9 protein-coding genes are annotated in these 14,527 nt (G+C 69.8%); 1 reads left to right on the forward strand and 8 read right to left on the reverse strand.

The annotated features are described in order from the left end of the window. Window positions 1–81: 81 nt before the first annotated feature. The 3 genes from ACFVBH_RS15440 to ACFVBH_RS15450 all read right to left on the reverse strand — a co-directional run bounded on the left by ACFVBH_RS15440 (window position 82) and on the right by ACFVBH_RS15450 (window position 6,881). Entirely contained in the window at window positions 82–1,314 is a 1,233-nt protein-coding gene (locus ACFVBH_RS15440; RefSeq protein ID WP_379002154.1) for a hypothetical protein, read from the reverse strand. A gap of 165 nt (window positions 1,315–1,479) precedes the next feature. Next, the gene (locus tag ACFVBH_RS15445; protein WP_379002155.1) at window positions 1,480–2,100 is read right to left on the reverse strand and encodes a CHAP domain-containing protein; all 621 of its coding nucleotides are present in this window, start codon (window positions 2,098–2,100) and stop codon (window positions 1,480–1,482) included. Window positions 2,101–2,858: 758 nt separating this feature from the next. After that, entirely contained in the window at window positions 2,859–6,881 is a 4,023-nt protein-coding gene (locus ACFVBH_RS15450) for a BTAD domain-containing putative transcriptional regulator (protein ID WP_379002156.1), read from the reverse strand. 145 nt (window positions 6,882–7,026) lie between these two features. Between ACFVBH_RS15450 and ACFVBH_RS15455 the strand changes: the two genes are divergently transcribed. Continuing rightward, the gene (locus ACFVBH_RS15455) at window positions 7,027–7,506 is read left to right on the forward strand and encodes a hypothetical protein (protein WP_354989239.1); all 480 of its coding nucleotides are present in this window, start codon (window positions 7,027–7,029) and stop codon (window positions 7,504–7,506) included. Between the two features lie 6 nt (window positions 7,507–7,512). Here the strand turns inward: ACFVBH_RS15455 and ACFVBH_RS15460 are convergent, their stop codons facing one another. The 5 genes from ACFVBH_RS15460 to ACFVBH_RS15480 all read right to left on the reverse strand — a co-directional run bounded on the left by ACFVBH_RS15460 (window position 7,513) and on the right by ACFVBH_RS15480 (window position 14,388). Further along, window positions 7,513–8,037 (reverse strand): hypothetical protein, encoded by a 525-nt coding sequence (locus ACFVBH_RS15460; RefSeq protein ID WP_354989238.1) that lies wholly within the window; start codon window positions 8,035–8,037, stop codon window positions 7,513–7,515. A gap of 192 nt (window positions 8,038–8,229) precedes the next feature. Further along, complete coding sequence (locus ACFVBH_RS15465; RefSeq protein WP_379002157.1) at window positions 8,230–8,907, reverse strand: GNAT family N-acetyltransferase; 678 nt, start codon at window positions 8,905–8,907, stop codon at window positions 8,230–8,232. A 394-nt stretch (window positions 8,908–9,301) separates the two neighbouring features. Beyond that, the gene (locus tag ACFVBH_RS15470) at window positions 9,302–10,264 is read right to left on the reverse strand and encodes a TerC/Alx family metal homeostasis membrane protein (protein ID WP_354989785.1); all 963 of its coding nucleotides are present in this window, start codon (window positions 10,262–10,264) and stop codon (window positions 9,302–9,304) included. A 264-nt stretch (window positions 10,265–10,528) separates the two neighbouring features. Then, complete coding sequence (locus tag ACFVBH_RS15475) at window positions 10,529–12,445, reverse strand: glycoside hydrolase family 5 protein (protein WP_379002158.1); 1,917 nt, start codon at window positions 12,443–12,445, stop codon at window positions 10,529–10,531. 26 nt (window positions 12,446–12,471) lie between these two features. After that, window positions 12,472–14,388, reverse strand: a complete 1,917-nt coding sequence (locus ACFVBH_RS15480; RefSeq protein WP_379002159.1) for a peptidase — start codon at window positions 14,386–14,388, stop codon at window positions 12,472–12,474. Window positions 14,389–14,527 lie beyond the last annotated feature (139 nt).

The raw sequence follows: 14,527 nt of genomic DNA on the forward strand, positions 1-14,527 counted from the left end.
AAGGGGATCGCCAGGCGCACAGGACACACGAGCATCATGAGTCCCAATAGTTTCACGACGGTCGGAACGGACACGACCGTGTCAGACGCGCGTGCCGTTCAGCCGGGCGGCGACATCGATGGTGCGCCGCGACGGATCGGCGACTTCCTTGCGCACGACCGCCGCCACCTGGGCGACGACCTGCTTGCGGATGCCGGCCACGCGGCCGAGCGTGGCGGCGCGCAGGCCCTCGGCCTCGAATTCCAGGGTGATGTCCTCGGCTCGCGGCGGCTCGGCCTCGATCACGATGAGCAGCGGATCGGCCGCGCGCGCGACCAGGGCCACCGGGACCTGCAGCTCCGCCCGGTAGCGATTGGATTTGAGCACGTCCACGGTGATGTCGAGGGAGACCGGAATGGTCATGTCGAAGGCCACCAGCGCGATGTCCCCGGCGTCCGTGGGCGGCGCGTCCGCCACCGCGGCGGCGGGCGCGGCCGGGGCCACCGGGGGCAGTTCGGCGATGCGGGGTTGGGGTTCGGGCTCGGGCCGCTCGGGCTGTTCACCCGCGCCGACCACGCGCGGCAGTCGCACCTGTCCCTGCACCGAGACCTGGGCCTTCTTGCCCGGACCGGTCTTGAGCGGGCCCACCTCGATGGGCTTGCCCGCCATGGATTCCACGGCCTCGCGCACCCGGTCGGCGGTCACCACGCGTTCGAAGAAGCGGTGCCCGAATTCGTCGTAGCCGATCCAGCGGTGATCCACCGGCCCGCGATAGCCCGATTTCTTCCCGTCCAGAATGGCTTCCACGTCGAAGGTGCGCCCGCGCCGGGCATCCGGGTCCGCGAGAATGGCGTTGATGCGGTTGGCGACCTCGCGCTGCACCAATTTGGCGATGGGGTCCAGCAGCAGCTCCCACGCGCTGCCGATGGCCTGGGCGCGCATGACGAAACTCACGTCGCGATTGGTCACCGGCGGGATGTCGATGACGATCAGCAGCGGTTCGGCGGTGCGCGCGTGCAGCTTCAGGTCGATGTCGACGATCGCTTCCAGACCCAGGCGCTGTCCGCCCAGGGTGACGTCCACGCGGAGCTTGACCGGCAGGGCGACATCGAAGTGCACGTGCGGGCCGCGGCGAATGATGGTGGGCTTGCCGACACTGCCCTCGGCGACGAATCGAGCCAGTCCGGCGGGGCCGATGCTGAAGGGGCCGATGGTCATACCGCGCCCGGCCATACCGGATACGGCCGCTTCGATTCTGGATTCGGTTACCGCCGCCGCTACGAAACGTTCGCCGAATTCGGCGTAATCGATCCAGGTCGGTTCGGACGGGGTCATCCAGCTACTTTCCTCGGGCGGGGACCCCTGTCCTGCCGATGAGGGGGCAGCAGGACAGGGATCGGTCGGCGATGCTGCCGGGCACCGCCGCAACCATCGTAGGCGGAACGGTGGCCGGTGCCCACCCTCGCATCCCGGCATTTCCAGAATGTGGAACCCTCGCGTTCACAACCTGCCGAAACCGACCAGTCCCGAAACGTCGGCGGGGCGATAGCGGTGGATGGTGATTTCGTCGAATTCGTTGCCGCCCAACGTGGTAATCGTGTCGCCCGCGACATCGATGACGATATTGGTGTGCTGGTTGAACACGCTGGCGGCGGTGTACATGACGACGTCGCCGATGCGCGGCTGATATCCGAGATCCTCGAATCGGCTCTCCCCCCGGTAGTACTCCTCGAGGGTGTACACACCCGGAATCCGCCACGACCCGGAATTCGGATTGGCCAGCGGCCGTCCGGATTCGCGCATCACCCAGCTGACGAAGTCCGCGCACCAGGCCTCGTCGATGCCCTCGGAGTATTTGGTGCCCGGGTTCTGCGCCTCGAATTCACGCTCGGCCACGGTGAGAATCCGCCCCTGCGTCTCGCTCAGCCCCGTGCGGTCGATCTCCGGGAACTCCCGCAGCCGTTCCCCCGCGAGGGCGAATCCCCCGGTCCGCTCCTGCCACCACTTGAATCCCGCGGCCCCGCCCACCCCGACCAGGACCAATACGGCGAGCACCCCCGCCACGACCGCGACCCCGTTCCGCCCCTTGCTCCGCGGCTCCCGCACGTCCTGCTTCGTCACCGACTACCTCCCGCTCTCCGCCGCCGCGACGCCCCGGCGCTCCCTCGTTATCGAGGATGCCCCACCGATCGCTAACACGGTTCGGCGGCAACCCGGAACCCGACCGGATCTCCACGGTTTCCCCACAATCAAGATGCGCCACACCGTTCCGTCGCGGGTGCGCGGCTTTCCCCACGCCGGGACCCGCACGCGCCCGCGACGTACCGGAGGAGTTCCGACGGAACCCATTCCGTCGCCCCGGCGCGGCCCTTCGTCACACCGACCCGGCCTTTCGGCCGAACGCCCTCGGGCCGAGGGGATTCCGGCCGAGGAAAGCCGGGATTCCCGGGAGCTTCCACGTCTCCTCTACGAGCCGCGTGCTCAGGAGGATGATCCCGGGGTCGCGGCATCACGCCCGGAGGAGCCGGGTGCGCGAAGTGCCCTGGGGCGCACCAGGACCCGGCCCGCGGAGGCACGCCGGTCAGGATGCCCAGGTCCAGCCTCCAGGTAGGCGGGGCGCGGTGCGCGCCGAGTCGGGCGGTGGTCCTGGGTCACCGCCTCGATACGAACGGCCGGGTCAGGCGGGTGGTCCCGGGGTCGCGGCATCACGCCCGGCGAGGCCGGGTACGCGAAGTGGCCTGGGCAGCAACAGAACCCTGCCCGCCGAGGCGCGCCGGCCAGGAGGACGTCCAGGTCCAACCTCCAGGTAGGCGGCGGGGCGCGGTGCGCGCCGAGTCGGGCGGTGGTCCTGGGTCACCGCCTCGATACGAACGGCCGGGTCAGGCGGGTGGTCGCGGGGTCGTGGCATCGTGCCCGGACGGGCCGGGGGTGCGGAGTTCCCTGGGGCGCACCAGGACCCGGCCCGCGGAGGCGCGGGCGGCCAGGACGTCCAGGTCCAGTTGGAGGCGCTTCTCCAGGGCGTCGGCGGCGGCGCGGTGGGTGGCGGCGGTGTCGGGGTCGCCGAGCACGGTCGCGAGGTCGGCCAGCACCAGGTCGATCGGGCTCAGGACGACCGCGCCGGTCTCCAGGCCCGCGATCGTGCCCGCGTAGGGCAGCAGCTGGTCGTAGTGGACGCGGGCCGCGTCGAGGTCGCCGAGGGCGATGGCCGCGCGGGCGCGGACAGCACTGAAGGTGGACCAGAATTGCGGGCCCAGCGGGGGCGCTTCGGCCAATACGCGCCGCGCCTCGGCGTCTCGCCCCGCGTGCACCAGCGCCAGCGCGTACCCGGAGACGAAGAGTTCGGGCTTGATCGCGACGCGGTCGCGCAGCTCGTCGACGTAGTCGGACATGTCGTCGGCCAGCCAGGCCAGCGAGATGGCGATGCCGATGTGCAGGGTGTTGGGATCGCGGGACGGTTCGGCCGCGCCCTCCTCCGAGAGCGCGACGATGCGCTCGGCGGGTGCGAAGCCCACGGCCAGCAGGTAGTGGACCTCGTCGGTGTCCCCGCGCAGCAGTTCCAGCATCATGTCGAACGGGGCGAGGGCGTCGAGCAGATGCCGCAGCTGCCCGTCGGAGGCGTATTCCCCGGCACTGCGGGCATGTTCGGCCGCCGCGAGCAGGTTGGCGTCGGCGAGTTCCGCGCGGAAGAGCAAATAGTGCGCCAGCGCGCGGAATTCGGTGAGCCGCGCCGCGGTGGACACCTGAAGCAGCCGTGTCGCATGGCGTTTCAGCTCTGTCGCACGCAAGAATCCGCCGTCGCCGAAGGCAGCGAACGCCTGGGCGTTGATGGCGGTGCAGAGCAGTTCCGGGTCGCCCGCCGGCTCGGCCAGCGCTGTTGCGGCCGCCGCGGCGCGCGCGCTGGCCTCGAAATCCTCCAGCGCCAGCTCGAATACGGTGGTGACCTGCAACCGCACCCGGGTGGCGACCGGCAGCGCGGTGTCGGCTATGGCCGTGCGCAAGGGTCCACGAATCCGCGGGTCGGGCGTGTGCCAGTCGTGCACCGACCAGATCAGCGGCGTCGGCCAGCAGGTGGCCGCGTGCGCGAGCAGCGCGGTGTCCCCGAGGTTTTCGGCCAGTTCCAGGGCCTGCTCCCGCACCGCCCGCGCCGCGATGTGCTGCCCGTCATAGGCCAGCGCGATGACCAGTTCGCACCGCGCCCGCAACAGCGCGACCCGATCCGCCCGCGCCACTTCATCTTCCGCCCGGACCTCGTCACCGGGTGCGACCCGATCCGCGAGAACGAAGATGCTGTCACCCGGCTCGCCGTCGCCAACAACCGGGCGCTCCCGGACGATCCCCGGCCCGGCAACATCCGTATTCCCCGGCCCGGTAGCGGTCGGGCGCTGCCCATCGCCGCCCCCCGGGCGCATACCCCCGAATCGTGGCTCGGCGTCAACTCCTGAAGTCGCAGCAGACTCGAACCCATCCGAATCCCGCTGGGCAACAAGCTTTTCGGGTGCACCGGCTCGCGATTCGGATGTCGCGGCGCCGGATGTGCCGACGCTGGGATTCGGGCCGAAATGCCCGGCGGGGCCGTCTACGGTGGTGTCCGCCGCGCCCCCGACGGGCGGCGCGTCAGGTCCCGTAACTCTCGGGGCATCGGTCCCCGCCGGATCGGTCTCGCGCGTATCTCCTGCTGCCCAAGTTATTTCGGCAGCTGCGGCGCGTTCGATGCTCGCGGCGGCACTGGCCTCGGCGGCGAGTTCGGCGAGGGTGAGGTGGTCGGTGAAGGTCGCGCGGTGGGAGCCTGACTCGCGGCTCGTGAGGGCGGGCCAGTCCGCGAGGGTCTGGTGCGCGGCGGAGGCCGGGCGGATGCCCTGGGGCGCATTGTGTCCGGCGAGTTCGTGCAGGGCCAGCACCGAGCGCCAGCGGCGGACGGCGTCGGCGCGCATCCGGCGTTCACCGCAGCGGCGGGCGGCGGCGCGTACGAACTCCAGGGCCAGTTCGGCGGTGTCCGCACCCGCGCCCAGGGCCGCGTGATGGGCGAGCGCGTCGATCTCCCCGCCGCGCGGCAGGTCCGGATTCGACCGCAGCAGGTCGAAGGCGGCCCAGTGCATGCGGGCGCGGCGCAGCACCGGAATGTCGTAGTACACGGTCTCGCGGACCAGGGCGTGGTCGAAGGTGACGCGCCCGCTGCGGTCGGTGCGCAGCAGCCGCGCGGCCTCGGCCCCGGCGATCAGGTCGATCACGCTGTCGGCGGAGTGGCCGGTCGAGGCGGCGAGCGTGCGCACGTCGCTGTGCTCGCCCCACACCGACAGGTGCCGCAGCAATTCCACGACCTCGGCGGGCAGCTGGGCGATCCGGCGACCGAGCAGGTCGCGCACGGTCCCCGGCAGCGCGTCGGTATCACCCTGGCCCACCAGGAGTTTCGCGAGTTCGCGCACGAACAGCGGATTGCCCCCGGTCCGGCGGCGCAGCAGCGCCACCGTGCGGTCGTCGACCGCGGTGAGCCCGGCGGCCAGCGCCGCCCGGCGGGTGCCGGCCAGATCGAGTCCGTCGAGTTCGACGCGGCCGGCGGTGAAAAGCGCGAGGGCGGCGGCGGTATCGCGCACCCCGGGCCCGGCTTCGGTACCGCGCAGGGTGGCCACGATGAGGATGGGCCGGTCGCGCAGCCAGTTGACCACCTGGCGCAGCACCTGCAGGGTGGCGGCGTCGGCCCCGTGCACGTCCTCCAGCACGATGGCGACCGGCGCGTGCGCGGTGCGTTCCCGGCAGGATCGCACCACCCGGCGCGCCAGCGTGAAAGCATCGGTGGCGGTGTATGTTTCGGGATCCTCGGCGTCCAGCCCGGTGAGCACCTCGGACCAGGCCCAGGCCGGCGGCGCGCCGTCGACCTCGGGGCAGCGGGCGACGACGGTGGCCCAGGATTGTTCGGCCAGGCGCGCGAGCACGGTCGCGGCCAGGGTGGTCTTGCCCGCCCCCGCCTCACCGGCCAGCCACACCAGGCGGACCTCTCCCGCGGCCGCCGCGCTCGCCGCGGCCAGCACCGCGGCCCGCTGTTCCCCGTATCCGCTGTCCGGCACCGGTTCCGGCCCCGCGGCGGCGTCGGGCACGCGCGCCATGACCGCCGCGCTCGAGGGTTCGGCCTCGACCGAATGCGTGAGAATGGCGGTCTCCAGATCCCGCAGCCCGGGCCCGGGATCCACCCCGAATTCCAGGGTCAGGAATTCGCGACTGCGCCGCACCGTGGCCAGCGCGTCCAGCGACTGCCCCAGCCGGTACTGCGCCAGCGCCAGCAGCCGGGCGCATTCCTCGCGCCCGGGGTGCTCCTCGAAGACGGGCCGCAGTGCCAGCACCACTTCGGCGGGCCTGTTCAGTTCCAGCGCCGCCTGTGCGCGCAGTTCGGCGGCGGTCAGCCGCAGCGCGGCCAGCCTGGCGATTTCCTGTGCCGCCCACGCGGTTCCGGCGAAGGATTCGAAGGCGTTCCCGTGCCAGCAGGCCAGCGCGGCGTCCAGCACCCGGATCTGTTCGAGCGGTTCGGGCCGCCCGGCGGGATCGCGCATGGCCGATTCGTGCCCGTGCAGCAGCTGTTCGAAGTGCCACGAGTCGACCTGGTCGGGCTCGAGATTGAGCGCGTAGCCGTGTGATTCGGAGACGATGACGCGCGAGCGCGCCCGCCGCGGCCGGTCGGGCTCGAACACGCGGCGCAGATTGTGGATGTAAACCTGGAGCGCGGCAACGGCTTTGGTCGGCGGATCACCGCTCCACAGATCGTCGATCAGCCGATCGGTGGGCACCACCCGCCCACCGGCCGCCACCAGCCTGCCCAGCACCGCGCACTGCATGGGCGCCCCCGGCGGCACCCGCCTGCCGTCGATGCTGATGTGCAGGGGACCCAGCACACCGATTCGCGTGGTCGTCATCGCCGAACCACCCCCCGATACCCACTACAGAACAAACCAAACAGGATCTTCAATATGACAGAAATTCTGCGGCAACACCCAGTCTTGTGATCGGACTTAACCCGGCGCGAAGAAGAAACGAAGAGTTGTGCCGCACACTGCCAAGGTGTTCGACCCCTCCCGCCCGCCGCCCGCCGATCTCGCGCTGCTGCACAGCCTTCCGCACCCGGCCTGCCTGCACGACGGCGCCTACGACGTGGTGGAGACGAATCCCGCGTTCAGCGAGCTGTTCCCCGGCACCGGACCGGGCGCGAATCTGCTGACGGCCATCATGCTCGAACCCATGTCGCGGCTGCGCCTGAGCGATTGGGAAGCCGAAGCGCAGCTGATGGTTTCGGCCTTCCGCGACCTGCCCGCGGGCTTGATCCGCCCCGAGCGGCGCGAGGAGATCATCACCCTGTGCCGGCGCACCCCGGAATGGGATCGCATGTGGCGCAATGTCACCGATGCGGGTGAGCCGAGCGAGCGCACCATGCTGATGCGCAATCCCGAGTCCGACTCGGACCGCCGCATGCACGTGCAGACCTTTCAGTTCAGCTTCCCGCGCAGACCGTGGGCCCTGCTCTCGGTCATGCCGATCGACTAGCCGCCCTCAGGCGTCCGCCGCGGGCACCTCGAACCAGCCGTCCTCCGGTGCGGCGAAGCCGTGGTACATGAGCGGTATGCATCGATCCACCCCGAAGTGCAGGTAGACCGCGAGCATGGCCTCGCGCACCGCGTGATCGTGGAAGTCGTCGATGCGCCGCGCGCCCAGGGCGTGTTCGGGCAGCAGCGCGAGCCTGGCCATCTCGGCCTGGTCGTCGAGGTCCAGGCCCATCGGGGCCGGATCGGCGATGAAGTGATCGTGCAGCACCGCGCGTGCCCGGGGCGGGTCGTGCCGTCCGGGTGCGAAGGCCCGGAAACGGGTGTGCACCGCCGGGGTCGAGTGCACCTGCAACCAGTCGACGAGGGTGCGATCGCTGCGGGGCAGTCGATCGCCCAGCAGCGGGGTCTGTTCCAGCAGGTGCAGCATGGCGCCGCCGCGCACGCGCGGTTCGGGTACCAGGAAGAGGGTGAGCGCCGCGGCTCCGGAGCGGGTATCCGCGAGGTAGACCTTGGTGGACATGGGGTCGGGCATGCGCGTCTCCTTCACGAGGAAGAGGGGGCCGCCGTGCCCGTGACGCCGCAGAACGAGCGTCGTGGCGCGCGACCCCGCGCCCGGTTGCTGACTATGTGATCCGAGGGTTCCGCCGGCCGCCGAGTCACCCGACTCGGACTGATCTCTCCTCGGCGACCGACCAGTGCAACACCCGGAAGTATAGTCGCGAAACTACGCGTCGATCAGTCTGTCGTGAGCTGCCGGAATCGTGCGGAGCTGCCCGGCGATGGTGTCTCGCACGTGCGGCCATTCCTCGTCCAGGATCGAGTAGAACGCGGTGCTGCGCACCTCGCCGTCCAGTCCGCGCGAGTGCGCGCGGCGGACGCCGTCGCTGGTCGCCCCGATGCGCTCGATGGCCATGCGGGAGCGCAGATTCCGCATATCGGCCCGCAGCGCGATGCGCCGGACCCGCCAGGTGTCGAAGGCGTGCTGCAACAGCAGCAGCTTGGATTCGAGATTGATGCCCGTCCCGCGCGCCTCGCGGGAGAGCCAGGTGTTGCCGATCTCGGCGGCGTCCGGCATGGCCAGCAGCGGGTCGCCGTGCGGCAGTCCGTGCACCCGCGGCCAGACCACCGGCCCCTGCCAGTAGTCGAAGCGACTGAATCTGGTGGAGCCCAGCACTCTGCCGCTCGCGACGGCGATGATGGCGAAGGCCAGCGAGGTGCCGGCCGCGTGTCCGGCCAGCGCGGCCGAGACGTATTCGAGCGCCTCGTCGACCCCGTGCGGCACGGGGGTGAAGGCGTAATCGTCGCGGTTCCCTGCTGCCGCCTCCGCAAGACCCGAAGCATGCTGTGGCGCAAGGGGTTCCAGCCGTACCAGACGGCCGGCGAGAGTAAGGGGTACAGGCACGTTCCCTCGATCTTTCGGAGACGGTCGGGGGCTCGCTTTTGGGCAGTGCCGGACCGGTCGAGTGCTCCGGAATCGACGAATCAGCCTTGGCGCGCCAGTAGCAGCATCGAACAGTGCGATGAACGATAGCGGAACACACGCTCACAACCAGGAAGGCTGCGCGAGAATTCTCCCCCGCCGCTGAGCGTGTCGCGCCGAGTCGCTGGCGCGCCTCCGGACATGGCGGTCACGCACCTCGGAAATCGCCCGAATCGTACCGACTACCGGGGATTATGCCGCACACCGGGACGGGCGCGACCAGACCGCGCCCGCCCCGGACAGCGCACCGCCCGCCGGCGCGTGACGCGACCGGCGGGCGGTGGATTCCGGGCGGTGTCGCCCGGCGCTTGCGGGCTTACTTGGCGGAGTCCGCGGCCTCCAGTTTGCGGGCCGCGACGAGACTGGTGACGGTGGTGACGACCAGTACGCCGCAGATGACGCCGAGCGAGAGCGGGGTGGAGATCTCCGGGACATCCACGCCGGACTCGTGCAGCGCGTGCAGCACCAGCTTGACGCCGATGAAGCCCAGGATCACCGACAGCCCGTAGCTCAGGTGGATCAGCTTCTTGAGCAGTCCGCCCAGCAGGAAGTACAGCTGGCGCAGGCCCATCAGCGCGAACGCGTTGGCGGTGAACACGATGTACGGGTCCTGGGTCAGGCCGAAGATGGCCGGAATCGAGTCCAGGGCGAACAGGATGTCGGTGGTGCCGATGGCGAGCATGACCACCAGCAGCGGGGTCATGATGCGCTTGCCGTTCTTCTGAACGAACAGCTTGGTGCCGTGGTACTGGTCGGCGACGCCGAACCGGTGCTCGATGGACTTCAGGAGCCGGTTCTCCTCGAACTCCTCGTCCTCTTCCTCGGCCCGCGCCTCCTTGATGAGCTTCCACGCGGTGTAGATCAGGAACGCGCCGAAGATGTAGAACACCCACGAGAAGTTGGAGATGATGGCCGCGCCGGCGCCGATGAAGGCCGCGCGCAGCACCAGCGCGATGAGCACGCCGAACAGCAGCACGCGCTGTTGCAGGTGCGAGGGCACCGAGAACTTGGCCATGATCAGCACGAAGACGAAGAGGTTGTCCACGCTCAGCGACTTCTCGGTGATGAAGCCGGCGAAGAATTCGGTCGACGCCTGGGATTCGCCCATGAACAGCAGGCCGAGGCCGAACAGCGCGGCCAGCGCGATCCAGACCACGGTCCAGATGCCGGCTTCCTTCATGGAGACGTCGTGCGGTTTGCGGCCGATGAAGAAGTCGACGGCGATGAGGGCGCTCAGGACGGCGACCGTCACCGCCCACATGGTCAGAGAAACATCCACTACACACGCCTCCGGGGCAGGTCCGCACAACACGATCAAGGATTGGTCGCCAGCGGGAGAAGCCCGTGGGTCTTCGTCGAGGCTACCGAAATCTCCAATAAAGGTAAAGAAATCCAAAAGTTCAGGTCAGTCAAGGGTCAAAGACGGGAAACGGCACTGCCCGCCGCGGCGGGCCGGGTCGCGGATCGCCGCCTCGCGGCCTCCGGCTGCGCGGCGCTATCCCGCCGGTGTCACGCCGCATCAGAACGAGTCACCGGTTACAACTCAGAGCGCGCGGCAGTACAGCGCGTCGGGGTGACCGCCGCGCAGGATGCCGCGCGAGAAACCGATGCCGGCCGCGTATTCGTTCGCGTCGCACTGCGCTTTGTAGTAACCCGTCGCGTAGTCGCCGCCCTCGCCGGACGCGGGGCGGGTGTCGCCGCGGTCGGCCCAGAGGGTGCGGCCCGCGCCGGCCAGGGGAATCCGCCCGGGCGCGCACAGCACGGCGGACACGCTGTCCCCGCGCAGGCTGTACCCGATCATGAATTGCCCGTCCGCGCACTGGTATTTGGTGAAGCCGCGCGCCCAGTCGGTGGTGACGAGCTCCTGTTTAACGACCGTGGCCCGGGTGTCGGGCTGCCACAGCGCGGCCTGGGTCGCGTCGGTGCACAGCCCGCCCTGCCCGCGGCTGGTGATGCCGATCAGCCGCTGATCGTCGGGGCACGCCAGTTTGCGCGCGCCCGCATCCCAGTCGCTCGCCGCGCGCAGCGAGGCGTTGTCGTCGGCATGGCGGGCCGAGAGCATCGACCAGGTCCGCACCGGTGCGACCGGGCCGGTCGTACCGTCGTGCGCCAGCAGCCGCTGGATATGCGGGGCGCGCCAATCGTCGGCGTCCACCGCGCGGCGCACGGCGCCGTCGGTGTCGTACCGCACCAGTCCCCACTGATTGCCCTGATCACCGTGCTGGAATCCGACGACGGGCCAGTACGCGAAGTCGAGATCGCGCTCGATCAGGAAGTCGACCATGTTCGCGAACCACGCGCGGTCCTGCGCCTCCGCGTCCTTGCCGATGCCGAATTCGCTGATCCACACCGGCGCGGTGAAATGCCGGTCCGGGGTGGTGGCGGCGTAGCCCGCGAGCGTGTCCATCGCGGCGAACAACTCGCCGCGGGCCAGCTCCCGGAAGCGGGCGTCGTGGGTTTCGCCCCAGCCGCTCGCCCCGGTGTGCTTCGGGCCGATGTAGCCGTAGAAGTGCGCGGCGTAGACGAGTTTGTGCGAGCGAACCAGCGTGGCGGACAGGTCTTTCAGCGGCTTCAGGATGGGCCGGTCGTGCCAGGTAAGGTCGGTCGGAATGCCGGACCAGTTGATGCCTTCGATCATGATGAGCAGATTCGGGTTGGCGTCGGCCAGGATTCGGTTGCCCGCCCGCTCGGCGGCGGCGGCCCAGTCGTGTTTGTCGCCCAGCCCCCAGTTCGGGTTGTCCCAGGTGTCACGGCGCACCTCGTTGCGCAGATCCGCGCCCACCACACCGGGATTCGATCGGTAGCGCGCGGCCAGGAATGCCCAGTCCTCGATCCACTTCTCGGTGCTCTGCCCGGAGTTCCAGCGTTCGCTGCCGTCCACCGCGCAGCACCAGCGGGTGGCGGTGGTGTGGTTGTTCAGGATGACGGCGAGTCCGGCGTCGGTGAGCGCGGCGACGGCCCGGTCGAACACCTCGAGCGGGGTGAGCCCGTTGAGTCCGGGGTTCGCGGTCAGCCCCCGCACCGGGCGGGCGTCACCCATCATCTCGTTGGAGAAGGGCAGCCGAATGCTGTTGAACCCCAGCGCTCGGAAGTCCGCGATCAGCTGTCCCATGGGCACGCGGTCCAGACCCAGCGGAGCGCGATGGCCGGTCTCCCCGGCGAAGTTGTTCGCGTCGTCCTCGTCGCTGCCGTTGCCCTGCCAGGTGCCGCTGGAACCGTGCCAGTTGCCCGACTTCAGTTTCACGCGTTGACCGTTCGCGTCCACGATGTACCGGCCCACGGTGCTCAGCGGACCCCGCAGGGCGGCGGGATCGGCCTGCGCGGCGGGGGTGAGGTGCTCGGCCGGGATGCCGAGCGCCCCGGCCAGCAGTGCCAGTACCACCGCGGCCCGCGCGGATCCGCGGGTCAGTCTCACGCGCACGGTGGTCCGGCGCGCACCGTCGAATAGTGTGTTCTGCACGGAAAATCCCTTGTGTCGCAATTCAATCAGCTCCGCACCCGCTCCCACAGCCGGAGGTAGACCTCCGCGCCGCGGAACACGTCGCTCATGATCTCCGGGCCGCCCAGGACCCGGACGGCTTCGAGCCAGTCGGCGTAGCTGCCGTAGGTGGCGGTGCCGTCGGTTCCGATGTCGAAAGTGCGCTCGCCCCAGCGCTCCCGGTCGAAGACCACGCTGCCGTCATACGAGGTGAACGGGTAGGCGACGATCCCGGGTCCGATGGGACCGCCCTGCCCGGCGATGCCGTTCATGTCCGAGCCGAAGCCGTACCCGAACTCACCGGCGGGCCGGGGCATGGCGCGCGCCGCCCGCCAGTTCTCCACGAATCCCGCGGGGCCGCCCGCGTACGGCGTGGCGAAACCTCCTGCGGCATAGACTCTTTTCGTCGTCTTGTCCGAGTCCCACCCGTGCGAGGACAACACGCCGGGATAGCCGCGCCGCTCGATGATGGACATGACCTCGCCGGCGGTGGCCTCGCTCAGGTGATCGACTTCGATCAGGAACCCGAGGTCGATCATCCGGTTGATCAGGTACTCGCCCAGCTCGGTCAATCCCCTGGCGTTGCAATGCGATCCGGGAGCGTACAGCGGCAGCGGCGCACCGCCGAGCAGCGGACCGGTCAGCAGGCTCAGGAACTGGTTGATGTGTCCGGCGACGGGCACCGACGGCTGGGTGCTGTCATGTTCGGGACCGGTGCAGGTCTGCACGTTCCAGAAGGTCCCGGTCTGCATGAAGTTGCCGGCGTTCACGAGCAGACCGGTCACATCATGGTCCATCTTCGTGCCGCCGAACGCGTTGTCGAACTTGTGGACCGGGAAGAAGCTGCTGACCCCCAGTGCCCGGAGTTCGGTCAGACTGCGGTCGACATCGCCCCGGGTGCACTGCGGTTGACCGAGGAACACCCCGCAGCCCAGCGGATTCGACACCTCCATCCCCAGGACCACGGCGAGCTTGCCCGCCGCCGCCACCGCGCGGGCCTGGCCCGGATCGGTGACGATGCGGAAGAACCCCCGTCCCGGACCGCCGGACTGGGCGTCGATGTAGTTCTCCAGCGCGCGCAGCCCGGCCGCCTGCGTGCGCACCGAAGCCATGTCGTCGCAGGGGTTTCGGCGGTCGGTCATCATCGCGCACAGCGATTCGTTGTCGACCAGATCGACCGTCAGCACCCGCAGCCCGGCCTTCCACGACCGCTCGATGCCGGTCCAGTAGGCGCCCTCCGCGGTCAGCACCGAGGGTTTCGGCCAGTCCCGGAATCCGGGCCAGCCCGTGGTATCCGACTTGCGGAAGGGCTCACCGTAATCGAGGAAGCTCGCGACCAGACCGTTGGTGCCGGTGCGATATTGCGCGCAGTCGGGCAGCGCGTAGGTGACCCCGAATCGATGCCAGGGCCGGCCGCAGTGGAAATCGCCGCCCATGAATTCGTAGGCGGTGACGTGCGCGTGCGCGTCGATGGTGCCCACGATCGAGCCATCCGCGCCGACACCCGAGCCCGGCGTGCCGTGCGCATTGGCCTGTGCCTCCGGGAATTCCGCGCAGCCGGTGTCGGGCGCGAAGACCGCGGGCGTGCTCAGCGTGCCGTTCGAGATCGTGAATCCGGCAGCACCCGAGCCGTTCACCGTCCACACCGCGGCGTCCGAGGGTTCTCGCGCGGCCCGAATCGCACCGCCGGTCGCTTCCAGCACCTCGCGCTGCCGCCCGTACAGCAGGTATTCGCCGAGCGCGGTGGCGCGCATGCGGAACGGCCCGGCCGCGGGAACCAGTGGCCCGGCGGGGGTTTCGATTCGAAAGCAGCCGTCGACCAGCGAATAGCGGGTCTGCCCGGGATCGCCGTGCGGGTCCGCGGCGGCCGGACCGGGGGCGGCGAGACCGGCCCCGACCAGGGCCGTGGCCGCGAGCACCGGCATCGCCCTCCACGGGCGGAAAAGCGTGAAACGCAAGGCTTCTCGTTTCTGAACTAGTTCCATTTCACATTTTGGGCGCACGCGAACCGCGATGCCGGCGCTTCCGCGGGTCCCGCCGGCGCGCACCCTTCCGTCAAATTAC

Source organism: Nocardia sp. NPDC057668, assembly GCF_042799795.1.
Lineage (GTDB): Bacteria > Actinomycetota > Actinomycetes > Mycobacteriales > Mycobacteriaceae > Nocardia.